The organism is Streptomyces albospinus, from assembly GCF_014648695.1.
GTDB classification, from domain to species: domain Bacteria; phylum Actinomycetota; class Actinomycetes; order Streptomycetales; family Streptomycetaceae; genus Streptomyces; species Streptomyces albospinus.
Window position 1 is genome coordinate 50769 of sequence record NZ_BMRP01000003.1, and the last position, 23819, is coordinate 74587.

Genomic DNA, 23819 nt, shown 5'->3' on the forward strand with positions numbered 1-23819 from the left:
CCGTTGGCCAGAAAGATCATCCTCGACTGCGACCCGGGGCATGACGACGCGATCGCCATGCTCCTGGCGCACGGCAATCCCGACATCGAGCTGGTCGCGGTGACCACGGTGGTCGGGAACCAGACGCTGGAGAAGGTGACCCGCAACGCGCTGTCGGTGGCGGCCGTCGCCGGGATCACCGGGGTGCCGTTCGCCGCGGGCAACCCGCGTCCGCTGGTCCGGTCCGTCGAGACCGCCCCGGACATCCACGGCGAGACCGGCCTGGACGGGCCCGAACTCCCCGAGCCCGCCTTCGAGCTGGACCGCCGGCACGCGGTCGACCTGATCATCGACACCGTGATGTCCCACGAACCGGGCGAGATCACCATCGTTCCGACGGCCGGGCTGACCAACATCGCGATGGCCGTGCGCAAGGAGCCGCGGATCGCCGAGCGGGTGCGCGAGGTCGTCCTGATGGGCGGCGGCTACCACGAGGGCAACTGGAGCGCGGTCGCCGAGTTCAACATCATCATCGACCCCGAGGCCGCACACATCGTCTTCAACGAGAAGTGGCCGGTCACCATGGTCGGCCTGGACCTCACCCACCAGGCGCTGGCCACCCCCGAGGTCGAGGCGAGGATCGCCGCGGTCGGCACCCGGCCGGCCCGGTTCGTGCTGGAGCTGCTGGACTTCTTCCGTGCGGCGTACCGGGAGAACCAGGGCTTCGAGTTCCCACCGGTGCACGACCCGTGCGCGGTGGCGTACGTCATCGACCCGGACGTGATGACCGTCCGCAAGGCGCCGGTCGACATCGAGCTGCGCGGCGCGCTGACCCTGGGCATGACCGTGACGGACTTCCGGGCGCCGGCACCCGCCGACTGCCACACCCAGGTCGCGGTCGAGCTCGACCACGAGCGCTTCTGGAACCTCGTGGTGGACGCCCTGGAGCGGATCGGCGAGGGCCGGGCAGCATGAGCGTCTCCACCACACCGCGCCCCGCCGAGACGGCGGGCGGCGGGTCCGGCGTACGCATAGGCGTGCTGGTCACCGCGCTGCTCGCGGCCTGCTTCGCCTTCCAGCTGAACGCCAGCATGCTCAGCCCGGCGCTGAAGAGCATCGAGGACACCCTCGGTGCCAGCTCCGCCGAGGTCGGCCTGACCCAGACCGCGTTCTTCACGTCGGCGGCACTGTTCTCGCTGTTCCTGCCGCGGCTGGGCGACGTCCTCGGCCGCCGCCGGGTACTCGCCGGAATGCTGGGCCTGATGGTCATCGGCTGTGTCGTGGCCGCGCTGGCGACGAGCATCCCGATGCTGTTCGCCGGCCGGATCATCCAGGGCGTCAGCGGCCCGGTCGTCCCGCTGTGCCTGATCATGCTGCGGGTCGAGGTCAAGGAGCCCAAGCGGTACGGCACCCTGCTCGGCGTGATCACCGCCGTCAACGGCGGGATCGCCGGTGTCGACTCCCTGGCCGGCGGCTACCTCGCCGACCACCACGGCTTCCAGTCCGTGTTCTGGGCGATGGCGGTCGTCGCGGCGCTGGCCACGGCCCTGGTCGCCACCCTGACCCCGGAGTCCAAGGCGCCCACCGCGTCCCGCATGGACTGGCCCGGAGTGGCACTGCTGGTCGTCTCGGTCGGTGCGCTGCTGATCGCGCTGAACGAAGCGGGCAAGCTGGCCGCCGCGGACTGGCCGCTGATCGGCGTCCTGGTCGTCCTGGCCGCGGCTGCCTTCGCGCTGTTCTGGCGGACCGAGAACCGCAGCGGGCACCCGCTGGTCGCCACCCACCACCTCAAGCAGCGCGGCACCTGGGCCACCCTGCTGACCACCGTGCTCACCATGACCGGTGTGTTCGCGGTGATGAACGGCCTGATCCCGGCGTTCGCCCAGGACGCCCAGGCCGGGCTCGGGATGTCCGCCGAGCAGTCCGCGTGGTGGACGCTGTCGCCGTACGCCCTCGCCGGACTGGCCATGGGCCCGGTGGCCGGGCGGCTCGCCGCCACCTTCGGCTACGGCCGGATCCTGCGGCTCGGCCTCATCGGCTCCGCGGGGTCGGTCGTGCTGATGCTGCTGACCATGCACAGCCAGTCCCACGTCCTGCTGCTGGTGACGTCGATCCTCGTCGGCATCACCTACGCGGGCGTGGCGAACATCGTGCTCAACGGACTCGGCATCGTCCTCTCCCCCGGCGACAACCCGGGCTTCCTGCCGGGGCTGAACGCCGGCGCGTTCAACCTGGGCGCGGGCCTGAGCTTCGCCGTCCTGTACGCGGTGAAGACCGCGGTCGCCCCCGCCGACCCGGCCTCGGCCGGCGGCTACACCGCGGGCATGATCGCCGGTGTGGTGATCCTGGCCATCGCGCTGGCGACCTCGTTCCTGATCCCGAAGCCGGTGGCCGCCGAAGCCGAGAGCTGACACGGACGCCCGTGCGCACCGCCCGCCGCCCCGGATGCCCCGGTCGGCGGGCGCTCGCGTATCCGGCCCCGGTGCGCCGCGGCCCTGCCGGTCTCCGTGTTGTCACCGCGGGGGGAACAGGGAGACTGGAATCGGAGGCAACGGAGGCAGCAATGGTCATGGAACACGGTATGGACAAGACCGGCCCCGCCCGGGACGACATGATGAAGAAGCAGCTGCGAGGCCAGATGACGCTGGACCGTTCGCTGCGTGCGGACGAGAACCGGGAGCTGGAGCCGGCGGGCGAGGACCAGCCGGTGGCCGCACCGTCGCCGGAGAGCGTCTTCCGGGGCGGCACCCCGCACGGCATGACCGAACAGGACGTCGGTCTGCGCTCCGAGCTCGCGCAGTACCTCGGCCGCAGCCTCTACCCGGCCGAGCGCAACGACGTCATCCGCACCCTGCGGCGCAACCACGCCCCGGACCGCCTGGTCACGATGGCCGAGCAGCTGCCCGCGCACCACCGCTACGGCAATGTGCAGGGCATCGCCGAGTCCCTGGGGCTGGGCACGGAGGACCGCCGCTCCTGAGGCCGGGGCGCGTCCGGTGGCGGACAATTACTACGAGGCACACTCCCGGCGCACAGACGCACCGGACGCGGAGACGCGGAGGAGGAGGGCGGCAATGTCCGACGACGCCATGGGCGACGAGGTCTATCAGCCGCCCAGATCCGATCCCCAAGACAACCCCAACGACCTCGACATGGAGGACGCCCTGGACGAGCCGGGGCTCGACGAGGCGCTGGACAGCGGCTATTCGCCGCCCGAGCGCCCGTTTGTGGTGAACCACGAGGGCACCACGGCGCAGGAGCAGCACGACCGGGAAACCCTCGCCCACCGGCTGTCCGTGGAGCTCCCGGACGTCTGCGCACCGGAGGGCGACGGCATCGGCGACCTGTGCGACGGAGCCGGCGAACCGTACGACGACCAGGTGGGCGCCGAGCGCGCCGGGCGGATCGTCAGCTACGACGACGGCTTCTGGCGCGGCAGCAGCAACGACATCGTCGCCCGCGACGTCGGGATCGACGGCGGCGCCGCGTCCGCCGAGGAGGCGGCGGTGCACATCGCCCACGATGTCGGCGGTGTGGTCGAGGGCGAGATCTGACCGGCCGGCCCCTGGTCAGCGGCCCAGCGCGTCGCGGAGCTGCTCCTTGGTCATCGACGAGCGACCCTCGATGTGCTGCCGTAGAGCTGGTCCCTGGTCGGGCCCTGCGCCCCCTTGTGCGAGCGCTCGCCGCCGCGCTGCGCGGCGGACTCGGGGTCGCGGGTGGAGACCTTTCCGGGCTTGCGGGCCTCGCCCGCGCGGGCGCGCTCCGTGTTCACCGTCCGGGCGGCGATCTCTTCGGCGCGCCTGGCCGGCACACCCCGCTGCCTGGCGCTCTCCTCGATGTGCTCGTACCGGCGCTCCCGCTTGGCGCTGGAACCTGCCGGCATGACGCTCTCCTCTCCGGACTCTGCGGTGAACGGCGGGGGGCGGTGGGCCGGGCCCCGCCCGCGGTTACCACTTCACGCCACTTCACGCCGGGTCGCGACGGCGCGCGACGCGAGCTGATCCGGAAGGTGCGGGGGCCGAGGTGCCTGTTGCTGTTTCGGCAACGAAGTTGGCGCGATGCCGGGTCCGCACCGGACCCTCTCCCGTACACGGAGGAAGAGGGGAACACATCCATGGCTCACGGCAACGGCACGAGTGACGGCACCACCATCCCGGACCACGAGTTCTGGGACACGTTCTACGCGGAGCACGACCAGATCTGGAGCGGGAATCCCAACGTCGTGCTGGTCCGCGAGACCCGCGGCCTGACGCCGGGGACCGCGCTCGACCTGGGCTGCGGGGAGGGCGCGGACACGGTCTGGCTGGCCGGGCAGGGGTGGCGGGTCACCGCCGTCGACGTCTCCCGGGTGGCGCTCGGGCGGGCGGCCGGGCAGGCGGCAGCGGCGGGGGTCGCGGACCGGGTCGACTGGCAGTGGCACGACCTGGCGGAGTCGTTCCCCGAGGGCAGCTTCGACCTGGTCTCGGCGCAGTTCCTGCACCACCCGAGCGAGATCTTCCGGGAGAAGATCCTGCGGCGGGCGTCCGGTGCGGTGGCGCCGGGCGGGGTGCTGCTGATCGTCGGGCATGCCGGATTCCCCGCCTGGGAGGAGCACGGCCACGAGGAGGCGCACTTCCCCACGCCCGACGAGGTCCTGGCGGCCCTCGCGCTCGCGGAGGGCGAGTGGGAGGTGCAGCTCAGCGAGGAGCACGAGCGCATCCAGAACGGCCCCGACGGGCAGCCGACCACCCGTACCGACAATGCGCTGAAGGTGCGGCGGCGGGGCTGACCGCGGCCGGCGCGGCGGCGGGCGGCGCGCCCGCCGACGCGCGGCTGTGTGTCGGCGGTGTCGTCAGGCCGCGAGGCGCGGCAGCGGCTTCTCGTACAGCCAGGAGTGCAGCAGCGGGCGGACCGAGTGCGCCGCGGAGCGTTCGGCGTGCGCGACGAACGCGGGGGTGTCGGCGCTGGCACCGCGGTGGCTGTCGTGCCAGCTGCGGAGCATCGCGAAGAACCGGCCGTCGCCCATGGCGGTCCGCAGCGCGTGCAGGGTGCAGGCGCCGCGGACGTAGACCCGGTCGTCGAAGATCCGTCGCTGGCCGGGGTCGGCGAGCCGGAAATCCTGGTTGCGGGCCTGGAGCGAGCGCCATGCCTGCTGGGCGATCTCGCCGGCGTCGTCCTCGCCGATGTGCTCGGACCACAGCCACTCCGCGTACGTGGCGAAGCCCTCGTTGAGCCAGATGTCGCGCCAGTCGCGGAGGCTGACGCTGTTGCCGTACCACTGGTGGGCGATCTCGTGCGCGACCAGGGTTTCCGATCCGCGGTGGCCGTCGATGTGGTTGCTGCCGAAGACGGACAGCGTCTGGTTCTCGACCGGGGCACCGAGTTCGGCGTCCACCACCACCGCGCCGTACGCCTCGAAGGGGTACTGCCCGAAGTAGCCGCTGAAGGCGCGGAGCATCTCCGGCTGGCGTGCCAGATCGTGCTCCGCGTCGTCGGCCATCCACGCCGGGTATGCGTTGTGCAGCGCGATCGGCTTGTCCGCCGTGCCGACGTGGACGGTGCCGCTGTCGTGGCGGAAGCGGCCCGTGTAGAGCGCGGCGAGGTACGGGGCCATGGGGCCGGGGTGGTGGTAGGTCCAGCACTCCTGGTGCCCGGTGCGGCGGCGTTCGAGCAGGGTGCCGTTGGCGAGCGCGTGGTGGCCGTGCGGGACGCTGATCCGGAAGGTGAACGCGGCCTTGTCGTCCGGGCGGTCGTTGCACGGGAACCAGGACGGGGCGCCGAGCGGCTGGGAGGCGACCATGGTCCCGTCGTGCGGGTCGCCGGTGCGGTCCCAGCCGATCGGGCCGAACGGGGAGCGGACCGGCTTGGGCCGGCCGCTGTAGCCGATGTCCACCATGAAGTGCGCCCCCTTGGCGAGCGGGCGCGGGGTGTCCAGGTACAGCTTCCCGTCCCTCTGCCGGGTGCGGACCCGGTTCCCGTCGATCCGGGCGGTGTGCACGGACAGCCGCGACAGGTCGAGTTCGACCCGGTCCAGGGACCGGTTGGCCACCGCCTTGATCCGGGCCCGCCCGTTCAGGCTGGCGTTCACCGGGTGGTAGGCCAGGTGCAGGTCGTACGAGGCGGTGTCGTGCGCGTAGGTGCCGTGGCGGGGGAAATAGCGGTCGGTGAGCGGTCCGGTGAGGCCGTCCGCGACCGTCGCGGCGAGCGGCAGCAGGGCGGCGCCCCTGATCAGGGCGCGCCGACTGCATCGGGTCACGCGGCTGCACCGCCTTCCGAACGGGCCCCGGCGGGACGCGCCGCGCGCTCGCCGGCGATCGGGTTGCCGGCCCACCGGGTGTGGGCGGGCACGCTCTCGCCGCGCATGACCAGGGAGGACGGTGCGATCGAGGCGCGGGCCCCGACGGCGGTCCCGGGGAGCACGATGCCGTGCGGGCCCAGGGAGGAGCCCTCGGCGAGGTGGACGGTGTCCAGCCGCATGATCCGGTCGTGGAAGAGGTGGGTCTGGAGGACGCAGCCGCGGTTGACGCTGACGCCGTCCTCAAGACTGATCAGGTCGGTCTCCGGCAGCCAGTAGCTCTCCAGCCACACCCCGCGCCCGATCTTGGCGCCGAGGGTGCGCAGCCACCAGTTGAGCACCGGGGTCCCGGTGAACGCCCCTGCCATCGACGGCACGGCGAGCGACTCGACGAAGGTGTCGTAGAGCTCGTTGCGCCAGACGAACGACGACCACAGCGGATGCTCGCTCACGGTGAACCGGCCGACCAGCAGCCACTTCGACGCGGTCGTGATGAGCAGCGCCAGGAGGCCGGAGGCCAGCATCAGCGGGGCGCCGACCAGCGCCGCGAGGCCGAGGCCGCCGTTGGTGAAGGCGGTCTGCTCGGCGAGGAACATGCCCTCGGCGAGAGCCATCCCGCACATCAGCGGCAGCACCCGGCACATCTCGACGGCGGCGCGGGCCATGACCAGCTTGCGCGGCGGTGCGAAGGTGCGCGCCGGGTCGGCCTGGGTCGCCACCCGCGGCAGCGGCATGGCGGGCCGGCCCAGCCAGGACATCCCGGGCTCGCCGTTCGCCGGGGCGTTGGAGAGCACGCCGACCAGGCTGTTGTCGGGCACGTCGTGGCCGGGGTCGACGATGCCGGAGTTGCCGACGAAGGCCCGGCGGCCGATGCGGACGTGCCCCAACCGCAGCCAGCCGCCGCGGATTTCGTAGGGCGCGACCAGGGTGTCGTCGGCGAGGAAGGCGCCGTCCTCGACGCGCAGCAGGGACGGCAGCGGCAGCACGGTGGAGATCTCGACGTGCTTGCCGACCTTGGCGCCGAGCAGCCGCAGCCAGTGCGGGGTGGCGAGGCTGGCGTAGATCGGGAAGAGGCTGCCGCGGGTGCCGTCCAAGAGGCGGGTCACCAGCCAGGCGCGCCAGGCGACCCCGCCGCTCGCGAGGTGCATCCCCGGCTTGATGCCGCGGCCGAGGATCCGCACCACGGCGGCCGTCACAAGAATCGAACAACCTGTGGTCACGATCGCGAAGACCGGTGTGGCCACCATCAGGCGCACCGCCGCGGTGGCGAGAGTGCCGCTGCCGCGGATCAGGAAGTACGCACCGACCAGCGCGGGGACGGCGGACAGCAGCGCCAGCAGCGGCAGGCCCAGCAGGGAGAGCGCGTAGACGGCGCTCCAGCCGATCGAGCGCCGCCAGCGCGGGGCGGGCCACGCGGTGCCGGAGATCCGCTCGGCGGCGCCGGCCGGGCGGGCCGGGGAGCCGGTCCAGCTGTCGCCGTCGGGGATCTCGCCGTCCAGGCAGCTGCCGGCGGTGAGTTCGGCGCCCTGGCCGACGACGGCACCGGGCATCAGCATGCTGCGGTGGGCGACCCGGGCCCCGGCGCCGATGCGTACCGCGCCGATGTGCAGGGTGTCGCCGTCGAGCCACCAGCCGGAGATGTCGGCCTCGGGCTCGACGCTGCAACCGTTGCCGAGTTCGGCGAGGCCGGTGACCGGCGGCATGGTGTGCAGCGACACGTTGCGCCCGGTGGTGCAGCCCAGCGTCCGGGCATACAGCCGTGCCCAGGGCGTACCGAGCAGGGACGGGATGCCGAAGGCGGCGACGACGCGTTCGGCGGTCCACAGCCGCAGGTGGGTGGCGCCGCCGCGCGGGTAGGCACCGGGCTTGATGGAGCCGGCGAGCACCCGGGCGCCCAGGGCCCCGATGGCACAGCGCATGGGTGCACTGTAGAGGACCACCCAGCCGACGATGATCAGCCACCACGCGGTGTGCGGGGCCCAGGACTGCGGGGCGATCCAGCCGAGGATGTTGTCCGCGAGCGCGAGCCCGACGAGCCCGCGCAGCCCGGCGACGCCGTACAGGCCGGTCTGGACGAGGAATTGGACGACCGCGGTGCGGCGCGGGACCGGGCGCACCGGGCGCGCCTCGCCGACCGGGCCGCCGAGCGAGTCGAGGTGCTCGGCCATCTGGTGCAGCACCGGGTGCCGGTACAGGTCGGCGACCGAGACGCCGGGGTGGTGCTCGCGGAGCATGGACGCCATCCGGGCGGCGACCAGGCTGGTGCCGCCGAGGGAGACGAAGTCGGTGTCCGGGCCGGGCCGGACACCGAGCAGCTTCTCCCAGATGTCGGCGAGGCGGGCGGCGGTGCCATGCAGCGCCGGGCCGGCGTGGTCGCGGCCGGCGTCGTGTGCGGAGGGCAGCGGCCAGGGCAGCGCCTTGCGGTCGACCTTGCCGGACGTGCGGGTCGGCAGGCTGTCGACCTCTGCCAGTACGGGCACCATCTGGCCCGGCAGCCGTTCCTTGAGCAGGGCTCTGGCCTTGTCCTGCTGGAAGCTGGAGCCGTCGCCGGAGCGCTGCTCGGGCACGACGTAGCCGACCAGGACCTGGGTGCCGGCGGGGGTGGTCTGGACGGCCGCGGCGGCGCCGCGGACGCCGGGCAGGGCGCCGAGCGCGGCGTCGATCTCGCCGAGCTCGATCCGCCGCCCGCCGAGTTTGACCTGGTCGTCGGCGCGGCCGACGAACAGCAGGCCCGCGCGTTCGGCCCGTACGAGGTCACCGGTGCGGTAGGCGCGCGCGGTCCCCAGGACGTGGTCCGGCCGGAAGCGGTCGGCGTCCTTGACGGGGTCGAGGTAGCGGGCGTTGCCCACGCCGCCGATCAGCAGCTCGCCTTCCTCGCCGTACGGCACGGGCTGCCCGGCCTTGTCGACGACGGCCAGCTGCCAGCCCTCCAGCGGCAGGCCGATGCGTACCGGCTCCCCCGGCAGGAGGCGGGCCGCACAGGCGACGACGGTGGCCTCGGTCGGGCCGTAGGTGTTCCACATCTCGCGCCCGGGGTGGGCGAAGCGGTCGACCAGCGCGGCCGGGCACGCCTCGCCGCCCACGATCAGCAGCCGGACCCGGTGCATCGCCTCGTCCGGCCACAGCGCGGCGAGCGTGGGCACGGTGGACACCACGGTGATCCCGCGCTCGACCAGCCACGGGCCGAGCTCATGGCCGGCCCGGACCAGCGAGCGGGGCGCGGGCACCAGGCAGGCGCCGTGCCGCCAGGCGAGCCACATCTCCTCGCAGGAGGCGTCGAAGGCGACGGACAGGCCGGCCAGCACCCGGTCGCCGGGGCCCAGCGGCCGGTCCTGGAGGAACAGCGCGGCCTCGGCGTCGACGAACGCGGCGGCGGAGCGGTGGCTGACGGCCACGCCCTTGGGCGCGCCGGTCGAACCCGAAGTGAAGATGATCCAGGCGTCGTCCTGGGGGCCGGGGAGGCGCCGCGCTCCCAGGGGCCGGGCCAGGCCCGGAGGCTGGGGGTTCGGTCCGAGGACGCCGCAGACGGCGGCCTCCCGGAAGACGGTGGCGGCCCGCTCGTCCGGGTCGTCAGCGTCGACGGGTACGTAGGCGGCGCCGCTGCGCAGGATGGCGAGGATCGACAGATACAGCTCCGCGGTACCGGACGGCACTCGGACTCCGACGCGGTCGCCGGGGCCGATCCCGTAATCCCGCAGCTGCCGTGCGCGGCGTTCGATCTCGATACACAGGTCGCGGTAGGTGATCACCTCGGAGCCCGTGTCCAAGGCGGTCGCCTGGGGGTATGCGGCGGCGGTTGCGTCGAGCACGTCGAGCAGGGTCCGCGGGTGCGGGGTGGTGGCTGTGCGGTATACGGCCCGGTCGGGCAGGTGCTCTGGTTGCTCGAAGGATGATTCGAGAAGGGGCGACGACATCGATATGCCTCTGTTGTTCGGTGCCGGTGGGTGAAGACCCTCGGACGTTCGCCCCTACAGATGCCGCTGACCAGGCGCAAGGTTCGCGTGCCGGCCCAGAAATCCGCAAATCGAACACGTTGTGAACATGCCCGTCCCCCGCTTGGGCAGGCGGCACCGCGTGACAGCCCCGGAACCCTGACCGCCGCGTTAGGAAAAATTGACTTGCTACGGGGGTTGTTTTCGGGCCGCGATGACCCATCAGTACAAAATCGCAGGTCAGAGGCTTACCGACAATCGGTTACGACCCCACCGGTCAAGCCTTGGCCAATAGATTGCGCAACCGCGCAATTATTCATTGAGTTCTCATGGCCGCCTCATGAACCTGTCACCACGACGCCATACCCTCGAAACGCCGCCGCCACACCTTCACCCATCAAATCTCTGCGGATCCCGGCTACTTGAAGATGTTCACGGCGCGGGCCACGACCAGAACCACCGTCAGCAACGAGACCGCCGACTGGAGCAGCATCAGCATCTTGGCCCAGCGGGTCAGCGGCATCACGTCGGTCGGGCTGAAGGCGGTGGCGTTGGTGAAGGACAGATAGAGGTAGTCGGGGAACTGCGGCTCCCAGTGCTCCGGCGCCAGCTCCGGCGTCTGCATCTGCGGGAAGAGGAAGTCGGTGTACGTCCGCACGGCGTGTATCCGCGCGACCGGGCCACCGCGGTCCCACTCCCAGTACCAGAGCGCGAAGACGATCACGTTCGTCAGCCAGATGCTGCCGCCGGTCGCCAGCAGCGGCCCCGCGTCGTTGCCCTCGGTCCCGCGCACCAGGCCCATCACCAGATGCACCGCGGACCAGCCGTTCGCCGCGCTGATCATCGCGATCAGCACCAGCCCGGCCCAGCGGTACAGCTTCGAGGCCCGTTCGATCCGGTACGGATTGGCCGCGACCAGCGCGATCAGCAGCGCGGTCTCCAGGGTCGGCAGCAGCCACTCCGGATGGATCGCCAGCCGCTCCGGCAGCTGGAACTGGAGCGCCACCGCCACCAGCACCGCCAGCGTCGAGGGCCAGCGGGGTTCGCCCTTGGTCACCCGCCGCCAGGCGGGCAGCAGTCGGCGGCCCGCCTCCTCTATGCCGGAGACCGCGGGCGCCAGCAGCGCCTCGATACGGGCCAGCCGCTCGGAGTCGACGTTGCCCGGTTCGCCGGGCTGGGGGTGCTGGGACATGCGGCTCATGCTCGCCGCCGGCCGCGAGAGTGTCCAGCGCCCGAACTGTGGGGGAGCCCACTGCCGACCCCCGGGTTAAGAGTCAGTCAAAAGGTTGCGTTCCCGCGCAAGTGTGGGTCTACACTCGTAAAGGTTTGAAGAGAAGAGGTCACCTCGTTCGGTGAGGCGTCTTCACGGACACAGGCCACTGATCCCACCCGTCGAGAGACGCTCCGGATCAGGACAGGTCTCCCCGGCCCAAGGGGTGACCCCAAGTGGCTGCCCTCGCGAAGGGGATTACGCCGTGGAGTGCCAAAGCTCTGACGAGTTGGGGTGAACCAGTCGACGAAGACTGGTCCGCTCCTTGCCGAGTCGACGACGGCGTAGCGATACGCCCCGGCCGGAAGGAGGCGAGAGACATGGATTGCAGTTGCAGTAGTCCGGGCCATCATCGGCCCGCCATCCGCTTGTCCTCGCACTCTTCCGGCACGCGGTAACCATCTCCCCTGCGCGGCCTTCCCGCCGCGTCATGCGCCCGCACGGCCCCGAGCCGTGACGGGTCGCCGTGCTGCGCGCCCGCGCAGGGAAGATGGCTGCCCCGCGCCTCCAATACCTCTCCCTCCGGGGGGGACTTGGGAGGTACCTCATGACCGACACGACCGTCCGCACCGCGGTCCCGGACCAGCGCCCCACCGCCGTTCTCGATGAAGCGCACGTCGGCGACATCCGCGGGGCGCTGGGCACCATCAAGCTCGACGACACCGCGCCCCGCACCGGCCTGTCAGCCAAACTCAAGACCCTGCTGGCCATCGTCGGCCCCGGCCTGATCGTCATGGTCGGCGACAACGACGCCGGCGCCTTCGCCACCTACGGCCAGGCCGGGCAGAACTACAGCACCCACCTGCTGTGGACCCTCCTCCTGCTCATCCCCGTCCTCTACATCAACCAGGAAATGGTCCTCCGCCTCGGCGCCGTCACCGGCGTCGGCCACGCCCGCCTCATCCTCGAACGCTTCGGCAAATTCTGGGGCGCCTTCTCCGCCATCGACCTCTTCCTCCTCAACGCCCTCACCCTCGTCACCGAATTCATCGGCATCACCCTCGCCGCCGGCTACCTCGGCCTCCCCAAAACCGCGGCCGTCGTCCTCGCCGCCGCCATCATCATCGCCTCCGCCTTCACCGGCTCCTTCCAACGCTTCGAACGCATCGCCATCACCCTCTGCGCCGCCTCCCTCCTCCTCGTCCCCATCTACTTCATGACCCACCCCGCCACCTCACAAATGGCCCACGACTTCGTCGTACCCACCATCCCCGGCGGCACCGGCCAACTCTCCACCGTCATGCTCCTGATCATCGGCATCGTCGGCACCACCGTCGCCCCCTGGCAACTCTTCTTCCAGCAGTCCTACGTCATCGACAAGCGCATCACCCCCCACTTCATCCGCTACGAAAAAGCCGACCTGTGGATCGGCATCGCCATCGTCGTCATCGGCGCCGCCGCCATGATGGGCTTCACCGCCGCCACCTTCGCCGGCACCCACGGCTCCGGCAACTTCACCGACACCGCCGGCATCGCCCACGGCCTCGCCACCCACACCAGCAAACTCGCCGGCATCCTCTTCGCCATCGCCCTCCTCGACGCCTCCATCATCGGCGCCTTCGCCGTCTCCCTCTCCACCGCCTACGCCATCGGCGACGTCTTCGGCATCAAGCACTCCCTCCACCGCGGCGTACAAGGCGCCAAAGGCTTCTACGCCGTCTACGCCGGCCTCGTCGCCACCGCCGCCACCATCGTCCTCATCCCCGGCTCCCCCCTCGGCCTCCTCACCGAAGGCGTCCAAACCCTCGCCGGCGTCCTCCTCCCCTCCGCCACCGTCTTCCTCCTCCTGCTCTGCAACGACCGCGCCGTCCTCGGCCCCTGGACCAACGGCCCCAAAACCAACGCCTTCACCGCCGCCGTCGTCGGCATCCTCGTCACCCTCTCCATCATCCTCACCGCCTCCGTCCTCTTCCCCCACATCACCGCCACCACCATCCTCGGCATCATGGCCACCTGCGGCATCGCCGGAGTCCTCGCGATCGGCTACGCGGAGGTCCGCCGCCGGAGCAAGGGGTGGGCCTTCAGCGGCCGGCCCATCAACCGCGCCGGCAAGGACGATTGGCGGATGCCCCCGCTGGAGACCCTGCCGAAGCCGATCTTCTCCACCGGCCGCAAGATCGGCATGGGTGCCCTGCGGACGTATCTGCTCATCGCGATGGTCCTGGTCGTCATCAAGATCGTCGAGGTCGCACTGCACCAGTAGGGTGCTCGGCGCCCGCTCCCCCGCTCCCGCCGTCCAGGAGCAACTGCCCCGTCCCGCAACCGTGGTTCCGGCCACCGAAGGAGGTGCACCATGCACACCCTCACCCTCATCGACTTCCTGATCCGGCTCGCCACCGGCGTCGCCTGTGGAGCCCTGATCGGCGTCGAGCGCCAATGGCGCGCCCGGATGGCGGGGCTGCGCACCAACGCGCTGGTGGCCGCCGGCGCGACCCTGTTCGTCCTCTACAGCACGGCCGTCGGCGACTCCGGCAGCCCGACCCGGGTGGCGTCCTACGTCGTCTCCGGTATCGGCTTCCTCGGCGGTGGGGTGATCCTGCGCGACGGGGCGGGAGTGCGTGGGCTCAACACCGCGGCCACGCTGTGGTGTTCGGCCGCGGTCGGCGTACTGGCCGCCTCCGGCCGGCTGGAGTTCGCCGTCCTGGGCACCCTCGCGGTCCTCGCCGTACACCTCGTACTGCGCCCGGCAGGGCGGCTGCTGGACCGGGCCCCGGCCTCCGGGTCCGACCCGGACGCGGCCGTCCACGCCACCGTCCACGTGGTCTGCGAGCGCCGCGCCGAGACGCACATCCGCGCCCTCCTGCTCCAGGCGCTGACCGCCTCCGGGCTGACCCCGACCGGCCTCCGGGCCAGCCGCGAGTCCGAGGACACCACCGGCTTCCGCGCCGCGGTCACCGTCTCCGGCGACATCGCCCAGGCCCTGGAGCAGGTCATCACCCGCCTTTCGCTGGAGCCCGGCGTACGGGACCTGCACTGGCACCTCAGCGACGGCGAAGTCACCGCGGAGCAGCGGGTATTGGCCTGAGCGCATCGGGGAGCCGCCGCGACCTCGCCTTCGTGACAGAAGGCGGTCGCGGCGGCTTCCACGTACCGGTGCCGCCGCCCCGACCACAGCAAACGCCGCACCACGTCGCTACTTCCCCACCTGCCCGGCGATCTGCACGACGCTGAAGTGCACGAACTCGGCGGGCCGCACCGGCGCCACCCCGACATCGCAGTGCACCTCCCCCGCGTCCTGCTTCTCCCGCGGATTGTTCGACTCATCGCAGACGACGTGGAACGCCTCCTCCGGTGTGCGCCCCGCCAACGCCCCCTGCCGCCACTGGTCCATCAGAAACGCCGACACCGCATGCCGCAGCGTCTCCCGCAGCCGCTGATCGTTCGGCTCGAAGACCGCCCATCCAGACGACTGTTGGATCGAGTCCCGCAGAAAGCAGACCAGCCGCCGCACGCTCAGGTACTTCCAGTCCCGGGTCGTCGACCGCGTCCGCGCACCCCACACCAGCAGTCCCCGCCCGGGGAAGGCCCGCAGGCAGTTGACGCCCACGGCGTTGAGCGCGCCCTGTTCCTCGTCGGTCAGCAGCACCGGGATCTCCAGTACGCCGTGCGGGACCTCGTTGGCGGGCGCCTTGAACACCCCGCGCTCGGCATCCGTACGGGCCCACACCCCCGCCACATGGCCGCACGGCGGCACCGTCCGCTGCCGCCCTTCGATACCGGGGACGGTGACCCAGGGGTAGTACAGCGCGGTGAACGCCGCGTCGACGGTGGTGGGGGACGCCAACTGCCCGTTCGCGAAGGTCTCCACCGCACCGGGAAGGAGGTCCGGCGGCGGATCGACCAGCGCGAGCCGGTCGTGCATCTCGGTGCAGTGCTTCAGCACGGCCTCGATCAGGACCTTGCCGTCCGCCGGGGTCACCGCGCCGGGCTCCTCCGTCGTGGGAACGGCCCGGGTCATCTCCCAGAGGTTCGGCACCGCGACCATGCCGACCCCTGGCTCGGTCACCAGCCCGCCGAGTCCGGTGCGGTCCTCCGCACTGCCGGCGAGCGTCGCGGCGGTCACCGGTCGCGTCGGATCGGTGAACCCCACCACATAGCAGGACCGCCCGCCGTTGGCGAAGAAACCGTGGACCGCCTCGGCCAGGGTGAAACACCGCTCCAGGGCGTGCCGGTCCTTCGGTTCGGCGGCCTCTGCCTGCTCCTGCGTCAGTCCCTCCATGCTGTAGCGGACGACGAACTCGCGCCAGCCGCGGACCAGTTGCGGAGTTCGGCGTTCCGCGTTCGTGTACGGCCTGACCGCCGCGTGGGGATCGTCCTTCGGGGACTCCCGTGTATAGCCGAGAAAGGCCGGAACGGACGTGCTCGCGCCGGCGATCGTCCGCTCGCCACAGGGTTTCTCCGTGACATGGACCCCGGGCGGTTCGGGCGGTGTCATACGCGGTGCTCCTCATCCTGATGCGGACGGTTCATACGGGTCATTCGACGGTCAAGTCCTCGTAGGCGATGGTCACCTGCTCCGTCGCCGCCCCGGAATTCGCGGCACCGAGCGAGCACCCCTCCCAACGAGAGGCCCACACATTGCCGAGATGGATACGGCGGACGGTCTGCTTCCTGGCGTCGATGAGCGAGAGAGGCATGTTCTGCCAGGCGTTGTCGAGATCGGCATTGTCCAGCGTGGCCTTGATCCAGTCGGTGAAGGCGGTGCTCTTGTCCATGCCCCGGGTAATGGTGATCTCCCCGGAATTGCGTGCGCCGGGCTGCTCGCGTACGAGAAGTTCGCCGGTGGCCGGGACCTCCCGGACCTCCACCACATCCTGTTCCAGGGTGAGCCCCGATACCTGCTGCACGGTCTCGACCTGGAACTCTCCGAGTTCCATGGCAAAGCTGCTGCTGAAGGTGTCACCGGTCAACACGGCCCGCCCCTCTCCCCTTTACTCGGCTTCTTCTCGACCCCTTTCCGGCTTTCCCTGCCGTTTTCCGCGGTGCGCCGGCGCCTCGAACACGCCGCGCCCGGCATCCGTACGGACGCAGCCCCCCGCCAAGTGGCCGCCCGGCAACGCATTCCGCTGCCGCCTCAGTCAGCGCGTACCGCCGCTCAAACGGCAAGTAGTCCACCACTGCGCCGAGTTGGCGTCCATGTCGTGGCAATACGGCGGGGCCCTCCCTGTCGAGGCGTCACATCAGGCGTACCAGCCGGAAGCCGTACCCGCGCTTCGGTGCCCGCCCGGTCTCCCGGCCGCCCTACTTTCCCGTAATCACCCTTCAGAGTGAGGCCATTTCGGATGGGCGAGCGATTTCGGCGCAACCGTACGACCGGCAGCGACCGGACATGATCGCGTCGCAACGCAACAGGGGCCGGAACGATCTCCGCGGCACTGCGGTGAGCAGTGCGCGGCGACCGTTCCGGCCCCATCCCAACCCGATTCGGGCGATCCCCCGCGTCGCCCGAACCAGGAAGCCTGGCCGGATTTCCGAACCACTCGGGTCGGACATCCCCAGCTGTGCTGAGTATATTGGCTCTCAGCCAGTCAACGCAGGAGTTACAGCATGTCCCCCCGCAGCGCATCGGTCAATGAAGAATTGCGACGGCGCTCCCGCGAGCGGCTGTTGCAGGCAACGGTCGAGCTGGTGGGCGAACGCGGTTACGAGGCCACGACGCTGGGCGACATCGCCCACCGTGCGGGGGCCGCGCGCGGGCTGATCTCGTACTACTTCCCCAGCAAGCACCAGTTGCTCCAGTCCGCCGTGCACCGGCTGATGCACCGTACGCTCCAGGCAGCGCTGGAGCGGGCGCCGCAGCCCGCCGGCCCGGACGCGGGGCGGGAGTTGATGGCCCGTGCCATCGACGCGATCCTGGGCCTCGCCCACGACGAGCCGCTGCTGATGCGCACGCACATGGCGGGGATCCTGACCGCCGCCGGCTTCGTCCAGTGCCCCGAACAGCAGCGGCTGGCCCAGCTGCTGCGGGACACGGTGGTGGCGTACGGGTCGACCGATCCCGATACCGACTATCCGCTGCTGCGGGCGCTGCTGATGGGGTCGGTGGTGCCGATGCTCCTCCCGGGAGCGCAGATGCCCCGCGTCCGGTTGCGTGCCGAGCTGTTCCAACGGTACGGGCTGGACTGGGAGTTGGGGGTAGCGCCCGGAGCGCGGCCACCTGCCGGGTCGACGACACAGGGGCTGCGCTAGCCGGTCACGCGGGCAGGCGCCGGCCGGCGGCGCTCGCCGCGCCGGCGCCGTCAGCGCTTGTTGTGGCGCGGTGTCAGCAGGCCGGCGTCGCGGGCTCCGGCAATCAGGCGCAGCGCTCTGCGGCGGTTGCGGCCGGTGGCGGTCATGACGGCCAGTACGGGGTCCCGGCCATCCTTCTGGGCCGCGCGGTACGCGTCCGCGGCGAGCTTGCGGCGTTCGCTGGCCCGCGATCGCACGAGGACGGCGGAGCGGGCGGCGGCGGAGGAGTCGCTCACCGGCTCGGCAGCGGCGGCATCGGCAGCGGCGTCCGCCGGATCAGCCGGATCGGCGGATGCACCGGATGCGGTCTCCCCCGGCACCGGATCGGGCGGTGCGTCGGCCGGCGCGCCGAGCGGGGTCCCGGTGCCCGTTCCGCAGAGCGCGCCTTCACCGCGGACGACGCCCTCCGCCGGTGCGTCGCCCCCTGAAGTCCCCGTCCGCTGCTCCCCCGGCAGCACCCCGCCGTCGCCCTTCCCCGCCGTACCGCCCGCCGTCGACTCCGGGACGGGCGGGGACTTCGGGGGGCGGCCGGTGGCCGCGCGGCAGGCGTCGTCGAGGGGGCCGTCGATCCAGCGGGCGAGGGCGGCGAGGGCGTCCAGCGTCAGCGGAGGATCGGCGCGTACGTCCTCGACGGTGAGGTGGTCGTCGGAGGTCGTCACCAGGACATCGATCCGGGCGCCGTCGACGAAGGTCAGGCGGGCGCTGAACCAGGGGCCCAGTTCGGGCGCGGCCGAGCCGTGGGCCCGAAGCTCCCAACTGGGCCACTCCAATGCCGCGTCCTGGGCTTTATATCGGTGATTAACGGTATAAAAGTCACTTTCCGACACAAAAAAAACCTAGCCTCCAGCCGACCCGGCCAAGGGGCGCGGCACGCTCATCGGACCGGGAGCAACCCCGATAGCTCAGCTCTCCCGCCGCACGCCCGCCGGTGCGATCCTGGGGGTACTCCGCGGAAGGGGCCACCCGTGCTTCGTGTCGCAGTGATCGGTTCCGGACCGAGCGGTGTCTACACCGCCCAGTCGCTGGTCGAGCAAGAGGCCGTCCCGGACATCGAGGTCTATGTCCTGGACCGGCTGCCCTGCCCGTACGGGCTGGTGCGCTATGGCGTAGCACCGGACCACGAGAAGATCAAATCGCTCCAGAACAACCTGCGGACGGTGCTGGAGCATCCACGGGTGCACTTCCTGGGGAACGTGGAAGTGGGCGCCCGGGGTGTGAGCCTTGAGGAGTTGCGCAAGATCTTCCACGCGGTGGTGTTCTGCGTGGGCGCGGCCACCGACCGGCATCTGGGCATCCCCGGCGAGGAGCTGCCCGGCAGCCATCCGGCCACCGAGTTCGTCGCCTGGTACAGCGCGCATCCCGACGCACCGGCCGAGGGCTTCACCCTCGGGGCGCGCTCCGCCGTCGTGATCGGCGTGGGGAACGTGGCGGTGGACGTGGCGCGGATGCTGTCCCGGGGCGCCGCCGAACTCGCCACCACCGACATGCCCCAGGGGGCGCTGGGCGCGCTGGCGGACAGCTGCGTCGAGGACGTGTGGATGGTCGGCCGGCGCGGGCCCTCGCAGGCGAAGTTCACCACCAAGGAGCTGCGGGAGCTGGGGTCGCTGCCCGGTACGCAGGTGCGGGTGCGGCCCGAGGAGCTGGCGTTGGACCCGGCGTACCGCGATCCGGCGGAGCTGCCGGCACCGCTGCGGCGCAACGTCGAGGTGCTGCGCGGCTGGGCCGAGCGTCCGGTGGCCATGGCTGCCGGGGTGGGGCGGTTGCGCCGGATCCATCTGCGGTTCTTCCTGCGGCCTGCCGAACTGCTCGGCGACGAGGCCACCGGGGTGCGTGCGGTGCGGTTCGAGCGGACCGTGCCCGACGGGCGGGGCGGGGTCACGGGAACGGGTGAATTCGAGGACATCGAGGGGCAGTTGGTGCTGCGGTCGGTCGGCTATCGGGGACTGCCGCAGCCCGGGCTGCCGTTCGACGAGTCGACCGGGACGGTGCCGCACGCCGGCGGGCGGGTGATGCGGGACGAGGCGCCGTACCCCGGCGTCTACGTAGCGGGCTGGATCAAGCGCGGCCCCACCGGGGTGATCGGCACCAACCGGCCGTGCGCCAAGGAGACCGCGGCGGCGCTGCTGGCCGATGCCGCCGGTCTGGCGCGGCGGATGCCGGCCGGGGATCCGGCGGCGGCGCTGGAGCGAGCCGGGCAGCGGCCGGTGCCCTGGCGCGGCTGGCTGGCCATCGAGGCCGCGGAGGCGGAGTGGGGCCGCGGCCTGGGGCGCGGGACCGTCAAACTGCCGGACTGGGAGGGGCTGTTGACCGCGGCGCGCTCGGTGATGGTCGGCCGCTGAGGCGGGCGGGCGCCGCCTCGGTCACTGCTCACCGAGGCGGCGCTCCTGGAGCCCGGCGGCCCGCAGCACGCCGTCGATCAGACCGGGGAACAGCTCCTCCAGGTCGGCCCGGCGCAGCCCGTTCATCTTGGCCGTACCCCGGTAGATCTGCTGGATGACGCCGTGCTCGCGCAGCACCCGGAAGTGGTGCGTACAGGTCGACTTGCTGACCGGGAGCTCTATGTCCGCGCAGTTCAGCTCGCCCTCGGCGGCGGCCAGGGCACAGACGATCCGCAGCCGCATCGGGTCGGCGAGGGCGTGCAGCACGTCGGCGAGCCGGATGTCCTCGCGAGCCGGGTGCGGGAGCGACCGGGAGCCCGAGGGGGCGCCCGTCGCTGTCGTAACGGTCGGCATGACGGCTCCTGGGCTGCGGATCTGGTGACCGGCGGCGTGGTCGCCCGCACTGTCCCGGGATCCGCCGCGGCCTCTGAGGGTCCCATTGTACGAGGGGCATCGTAGTTTGACATTCACCGTACTACGACGCCTATCGTATGAGCCGGGATCCAGCGGGACCCCGGCCCCCCCCTTCGCCCTCAGGTACAGGAGCCTGCCGTGAGCGCACTGTTCGAGCCCCTCCGCCTTCGGTCGCTGACCATCCCGAACCGCCTCTGGATGGCCCCCATGTGCCAGTACTCGGCGGCCCCCGAGGGGCCGGCCGAGGGCGCGCCCGGCGACTGGCACTACCAGCACCTGGTGGCGCGCGCGGCGGGCGGAACCGGCCTGATCCTCACCGAGGCGACCGCGGTGCGCCCCGACGGGCGCATCAGCCCGTACGACCTCGGGCTGTGGAACGACACCCAGACCGAGGCGTTCCGCCGGATCACCGACGCCCTCAAGGCCCAGCACAGCGTCCCCGGCATCCAGATAGCGCACGCCGGGCGCAAGGCGTCCACGGAGCGGACCTGGGTGAACCACGGCGGCCCGATCCGCCCCGGCGAGGGCTACGGCTGGCAGCCGGTCGGCCCGAGCCCGCTGGCGTTCGCGGACGGGTTCAGCACGCCCACGGAACTGTCCAGGGAGGAGCTCGGCGGGCTCGTCGCCGCGTTCGCGGACACCGCCCGCCGGGCGCTCGCGGCCGGGTTCGAGGTGGCCGAGATCCACGGCGCGCACGGCTACTTGATCAACCAGTTCCTCTCCCCGTTCAGTAACCGGCGCACCGACGAGTACGGCGGCTCGTACGAGAACCGGACGCGCCTGCCGCTGGAGATCGTGGACGCCGTCCGGGCGGTGTGGCCCGAGGAGCTGCCGCTCTTCTTCCGGATCTCGGCGACCGACTGGCTCAGCGAGGACGAGACCGACGACCGCGAGGGCTGGACGGCCGACGACACGGTGCGCTTCGCCCGGGACCTCAAGGAGCACGGCGTCGACCTGCTGGACACCTCGACGGGCGGCAACGCCCCGGACGCCCGGATCAGCGCCGGGCCGGACTACCAGGTGCCGTTCGCGGAGCGGGTCAAGAAGGAGACCGGCCTCGCGGTGGGCGCCGTCGGGCTGATCACCGAGGCACAGCAGGCGGAGAAGATCGTCGCGGACGGCCGGGCCGACGCCGTGCTGATCGGCCGCGAACTGCTCCGCTCGCCGAGCTTCGCACAGCACGCCGCCCGCGAGCTGGGTGCCGCCGCGCATGTCCCGAACCCGTACCACCGGGCCGTCTGACCTGCGCGGACACCATGCGGGGACGCCGTTGTCAGTGCCGGGGTGCACACTGACGACACCTGAGACAACGGCGTCCCGGAAGTGTTCCGGCATGACTGACGTACTACTCGCGGTGGGCACCCGCAAAGGGCTCTTCATCGGCCGTCGGCGGCGCGGCAGATGGGAGGTGAGCGGCCCGCACTTCCCCGCGCAGGCGGTGTACTCCCTCGCGATCGACACCCGCCGCGAGCGGCCCCGGCTGCTGGCCGGAGCCGACAGCGCCCACTGGGGCCCGTCGGTGTTCCACTCGGACGACCTGGGCGAGACCTGGCACGAACCGTCCCGCCCTGCCGTCACCTACCCGACGTACACCGGGACTTCGCTGGAACGGGTGTGGCAGCTGCATCCGGCCGGCCCCGCGGCACCCGAGGTGGTGTACGCGGGCACCGAGCCCGGCGGCCTGTTCCGCTCCGAGGACGGCGGCGAGACCTTCACCCTGGTACGGGCCCTGTGGGACCACCCGAGCCGCGAGAAGTGGGTGCCGGGCGGCGGCGGGCTCGCCGTCCACACGGTGGTCACCGATCCGCGGACCGCCGACGTGGTCACCGTCGCGGTCTCCGCCGCCGGGGTGTTCCGCACCGTCGACGGCGGAGCCAGCTGGGCGCCGTCCAACAAGGGCGTGCAGGCCGTCTTCCTGCCCGACCAGCACCCCGAGTTCGGCCAGTGCGTCCACAAGATCGCCCAGGACCCGGTCGACCGCGACCGGCTCTACCTCCAGAACCACTGGGGCGTCTACCGAAGCGACGACGCCGGCGCCACGTGGAGGGACATCGGCGGCGGACTCCCCTCGGACTTCGGCTTCGCGGTGGCCGCGCATCCCCGCAGAGGCGATGTCGCCTACCTCTTCCCGATCACCGCCGATATCGACCGGGTGCCGGCCGAGCACCGCTGCCGGGTGTACCGCACGGCCGACGCGGGTGGCAGCTGGGAGCCCCTGAGCGACGGACTCCCCGAGGAGGACCACTACGGCACGGTGCTCCGGGACGCCCTGTCCGTCGACGACGCCGAGCCCGCCGGGGTGTATTTCGGCAACCGCAACGGTGAGGTGTACGCCAGCGCCGACGACGGCGACAGCTGGCGGCAGCTCGTCTCCCACCTGCCCGATGTGCTGTGCGTACGCGCAGCCGCCGTCGCGTGAGCCGGCCGTGCCGGGGACGATCGGGCGGCCGGGGCCAACACAGTGGAAACGGGCGGGAGTTGGGATGACAGACAGGGCATCCGGTGGGATATCGGGCGCTTGGGTGCGGGACCGGGCCAGGGCCTACGGTTGAAGGGGAGCGGGCTGCGGCCAGTAGGGTGATCCCGTGGCTGCACGACCTCTCCAAGACATCGTCGAACCGGGCTGGGCCAAGGCACTTGAGCCGGTCGCCGGACAGATCGCCGCGATGGGCGACTTCCTTCGGGCGGAGATCGCCGCGGGACGGACCTATCTGCCGGCCGGCAACAACGTTCTGCGCGCATTCCAGCAACCCTTCGATGAGGTGCGGGTGCTCATCGTCGGACAGGACCCCTACCCCACCCCGGGGCATGCGGTCGGGCTGAGTTTCTCCGTGGCGCCGGACGTCCGCCCGCTGCCCGGGAGCCTGGAGAACATCTTCCGTGAGATGCACTCCGATCTGGGGCTCCCCCGGCCGTCGAACGGCGACCTCACCCCGTGGACCCGGCAGGGCGTACTCCTGCTGAACAGAGCGCTGACGACGGCTCCCCGCAAGCCGGCCGCGCACCGCGGCAAGGGCTGGGAGGAAGTCACCGAGCAGGCCATCCGCGCGCTGGTGGCCCGCGGTGGTCCGCTGGTGGCGGTGCTGTGGGGGCGCGATGCGCGGAATCTGCGGCCCCTGCTCGGCGACCTGCCGGCCGTCGAGTCGGCGCACCCCTCCCCCATGTCCGCGGACCGGGGCTTCTTCGGCTCACGGCCGTTCAGCCGGGTGAACGATCTCCTGGTGCGGCAGGGGGCGCAGCCCGTGGACTGGCGGCTGCCCTGAGCCCCGGCGGGGCCGGATAGCGGGCGATAGTGTTCCCGGCATGACGAATGCGAACATCCCTGCGGGTTGGTACGCCGACCC

Annotated in this window: 19 protein-coding genes, 1 pseudogene and 1 riboswitch; of the genes and pseudogenes, 12 read left to right on the forward strand and 8 right to left on the reverse strand. The window is 71.6% G+C overall.

The window, feature by feature from the left end; genetic code table 11:
• The first annotated feature begins 3 nt into the window (after positions 1-3).
• The 4 genes from uriH (at position 4) to IEZ17_RS05800 (ending at position 3533) form a co-directional block, all read left to right on the forward strand.
• Complete coding sequence (gene uriH, locus IEZ17_RS05785) at positions 4-954, forward strand: uridine-preferring nucleoside hydrolase UriH (RefSeq protein WP_189297114.1); 951 nt, start codon at positions 4-6, stop codon at positions 952-954.
• Positions 951-2390 carry a uridine transporter UriT gene (gene uriT, locus IEZ17_RS05790; RefSeq protein ID WP_189297116.1) on the forward strand — a complete coding sequence of 480 codons (1440 nt, stop codon included), beginning with the start codon at positions 951-953 and terminating at the stop codon, positions 2388-2390. Before uriH ends, uriT begins: the two co-directional genes overlap by 4 nt.
• A gap of 152 nt (positions 2391-2542) precedes the next feature.
• Positions 2543-2959 (forward strand): DUF2795 domain-containing protein, encoded by a 417-nt coding sequence (locus tag IEZ17_RS05795; RefSeq protein ID WP_189297118.1) that lies wholly within the window; start codon positions 2543-2545, stop codon positions 2957-2959.
• A gap of 94 nt (positions 2960-3053) precedes the next feature.
• Positions 3054-3533, forward strand: a complete 480-nt coding sequence (locus tag IEZ17_RS05800; RefSeq protein ID WP_189297120.1) for a DUF5709 domain-containing protein — start codon at positions 3054-3056, stop codon at positions 3531-3533.
• 15 nt (positions 3534-3548) lie between these two features.
• Here the strand turns inward: IEZ17_RS05800 and IEZ17_RS05805 are convergent.
• A pseudogene (locus IEZ17_RS05805) lies at positions 3549-3862 on the reverse strand (plasmid stabilization protein).
• Positions 3863-4093: 231 nt separating this feature from the next.
• Here IEZ17_RS05805 and IEZ17_RS05810 point away from each other — a divergent pair.
• Positions 4094-4747, forward strand: a complete 654-nt coding sequence (locus IEZ17_RS05810) for a class I SAM-dependent methyltransferase (RefSeq protein WP_189297122.1) — start codon at positions 4094-4096, stop codon at positions 4745-4747.
• Positions 4748-4810: 63 nt separating this feature from the next.
• On the opposite strand, the gene IEZ17_RS05815 is transcribed toward IEZ17_RS05810, so the two are convergent.
• The 3 genes from IEZ17_RS05815 to IEZ17_RS05825 form a co-directional block, all read right to left on the reverse strand.
• The gene (locus IEZ17_RS05815) at positions 4811-6214 is read right to left on the reverse strand and encodes a M1 family metallopeptidase (protein WP_189297124.1); all 1404 of its coding nucleotides are present in this window, start codon (positions 6212-6214) and stop codon (positions 4811-4813) included.
• Positions 6211-10167: an epsilon-poly-L-lysine synthase Pls gene (gene pls / locus IEZ17_RS05820; protein ID WP_189297126.1), complete on the reverse strand. Its 3957-nt coding sequence runs from the start codon at positions 10165-10167 to the stop codon at positions 6211-6213. The genes IEZ17_RS05815 and pls overlap by 4 nt, the downstream gene beginning before the upstream one ends.
• Positions 10168-10603: 436 nt before the next feature.
• Entirely contained in the window at positions 10604-11377 is a 774-nt protein-coding gene (locus IEZ17_RS05825; RefSeq protein WP_189297128.1) for a hypothetical protein, read from the reverse strand.
• A gap of 145 nt (positions 11378-11522) precedes the next feature.
• Positions 11523-11696, forward strand: a riboswitch (M-box (ykoK) riboswitch).
• 306 nt (positions 11697-12002) lie between these two features.
• Between IEZ17_RS05825 and IEZ17_RS05830 the strand changes: the two genes are divergently transcribed.
• Complete coding sequence (locus IEZ17_RS05830; protein WP_189297130.1) at positions 12003-13658, forward strand: NRAMP family divalent metal transporter; 1656 nt, start codon at positions 12003-12005, stop codon at positions 13656-13658.
• Positions 13659-13748: 90 nt separating this feature from the next.
• Positions 13749-14480, forward strand: coding sequence for an MgtC/SapB family protein (locus tag IEZ17_RS05835; RefSeq protein ID WP_189297132.1), 732 nt, complete (start codon positions 13749-13751; stop codon positions 14478-14480).
• Positions 14481-14588: 108 nt separating this feature from the next.
• Here IEZ17_RS05835 and IEZ17_RS05840 read toward each other — a convergent pair whose 3' ends face one another.
• Together IEZ17_RS05840 and IEZ17_RS05845 are read right to left on the reverse strand one after the other, a co-directional pair.
• The gene (locus IEZ17_RS05840) at positions 14589-15890 is read right to left on the reverse strand and encodes a phage tail sheath family protein (RefSeq protein ID WP_189297134.1); all 1302 of its coding nucleotides are present in this window, start codon (positions 15888-15890) and stop codon (positions 14589-14591) included.
• 40 nt (positions 15891-15930) lie between these two features.
• Complete coding sequence (locus tag IEZ17_RS05845) at positions 15931-16368, reverse strand: phage tail protein (protein WP_189297136.1); 438 nt, start codon at positions 16366-16368, stop codon at positions 15931-15933.
• A 634-nt stretch (positions 16369-17002) separates the two neighbouring features.
• On the opposite strand from IEZ17_RS05845, the gene IEZ17_RS05850 reads away from it, so the two are divergent.
• Entirely contained in the window at positions 17003-17644 is a 642-nt protein-coding gene (locus tag IEZ17_RS05850; protein WP_189297138.1) for a TetR/AcrR family transcriptional regulator, read from the forward strand.
• Between the two features lie 50 nt (positions 17645-17694).
• On the opposite strand, the gene IEZ17_RS05855 is transcribed toward IEZ17_RS05850, so the two are convergent.
• Positions 17695-18453, reverse strand: a complete 759-nt coding sequence (locus IEZ17_RS05855; protein WP_189297707.1) for a DUF6214 family protein — start codon at positions 18451-18453, stop codon at positions 17695-17697.
• Positions 18454-18648: 195 nt separating this feature from the next.
• On the opposite strand from IEZ17_RS05855, the gene IEZ17_RS05860 reads away from it, so the two are divergent.
• Complete coding sequence (locus IEZ17_RS05860; RefSeq protein ID WP_229851934.1) at positions 18649-20022, forward strand: FAD-dependent oxidoreductase; 1374 nt, start codon at positions 18649-18651, stop codon at positions 20020-20022.
• Positions 20023-20043: 21 nt separating this feature from the next.
• On the opposite strand, the gene IEZ17_RS05865 is transcribed toward IEZ17_RS05860, so the two are convergent.
• On the reverse strand, positions 20044-20415 hold the full coding sequence (locus IEZ17_RS05865) for an ArsR/SmtB family transcription factor (RefSeq protein WP_189297140.1): 372 nt from the start codon (positions 20413-20415) through the stop codon (positions 20044-20046).
• Positions 20416-20613: 198 nt separating this feature from the next.
• Between IEZ17_RS05865 and IEZ17_RS05870 the strand changes: the two genes are divergently transcribed.
• The 3 genes from IEZ17_RS05870 (at position 20614) to IEZ17_RS05880 (ending at position 23738) form a co-directional block, all read left to right on the forward strand.
• Complete coding sequence (locus IEZ17_RS05870) at positions 20614-21717, forward strand: NADH:flavin oxidoreductase/NADH oxidase (RefSeq protein WP_189297142.1); 1104 nt, start codon at positions 20614-20616, stop codon at positions 21715-21717.
• A gap of 91 nt (positions 21718-21808) precedes the next feature.
• Positions 21809-22894: a WD40/YVTN/BNR-like repeat-containing protein gene (locus IEZ17_RS05875; RefSeq protein ID WP_189297144.1), complete on the forward strand. Its 1086-nt coding sequence runs from the start codon at positions 21809-21811 to the stop codon at positions 22892-22894.
• A 166-nt stretch (positions 22895-23060) separates the two neighbouring features.
• Positions 23061-23738 (forward strand): uracil-DNA glycosylase, encoded by a 678-nt coding sequence (locus IEZ17_RS05880; protein WP_159506923.1) that lies wholly within the window; start codon positions 23061-23063, stop codon positions 23736-23738.
• The last annotated feature ends 81 nt before the right edge of the window (positions 23739-23819 follow it).

What these genes read in the sequence shown, in the direction of transcription:
- uriT (WP_189297116.1), top strand. Translation starts at nt 951, where the DNA reads ATGAGCGTCTCCACCACACCGCGCCCCGCCGAGACGGCGGGCGGCGGG.
- IEZ17_RS05795 (WP_189297118.1), top strand. Translation starts at nt 2,543, where the DNA reads ATGGTCATGGAACACGGTATGGACAAGACCGGCCCCGCCCGGGACGAC.
- IEZ17_RS05800 (WP_189297120.1), top strand. Translation starts at nt 3,054, where the DNA reads ATGTCCGACGACGCCATGGGCGACGAGGTCTATCAGCCGCCCAGATCC.
- IEZ17_RS05810 (WP_189297122.1), top strand. Translation starts at nt 4,094, where the DNA reads ATGGCTCACGGCAACGGCACGAGTGACGGCACCACCATCCCGGACCAC.
- pls (WP_189297126.1), bottom strand. Translation starts at nt 10,167, where the DNA reads ATGTCGTCGCCCCTTCTCGAATCATCCTTCGAGCAACCAGAGCACCTG.
- IEZ17_RS05825 (WP_189297128.1), bottom strand. Translation starts at nt 11,377, where the DNA reads ATGTCCCAGCACCCCCAGCCCGGCGAACCGGGCAACGTCGACTCCGAG.
- IEZ17_RS05830 (WP_189297130.1), top strand. Translation starts at nt 12,003, where the DNA reads ATGACCGACACGACCGTCCGCACCGCGGTCCCGGACCAGCGCCCCACC.
- IEZ17_RS05835 (WP_189297132.1), top strand. Translation starts at nt 13,749, where the DNA reads ATGCACACCCTCACCCTCATCGACTTCCTGATCCGGCTCGCCACCGGC.
- IEZ17_RS05840 (WP_189297134.1), bottom strand. Translation starts at nt 15,890, where the DNA reads ATGACACCGCCCGAACCGCCCGGGGTCCATGTCACGGAGAAACCCTGT.
- IEZ17_RS05850 (WP_189297138.1), top strand. Translation starts at nt 17,003, where the DNA reads ATGTCCCCCCGCAGCGCATCGGTCAATGAAGAATTGCGACGGCGCTCC.
- IEZ17_RS05865 (WP_189297140.1), bottom strand. Translation starts at nt 20,415, where the DNA reads ATGCCGACCGTTACGACAGCGACGGGCGCCCCCTCGGGCTCCCGGTCG.
- IEZ17_RS05875 (WP_189297144.1), top strand. Translation starts at nt 21,809, where the DNA reads ATGACTGACGTACTACTCGCGGTGGGCACCCGCAAAGGGCTCTTCATC.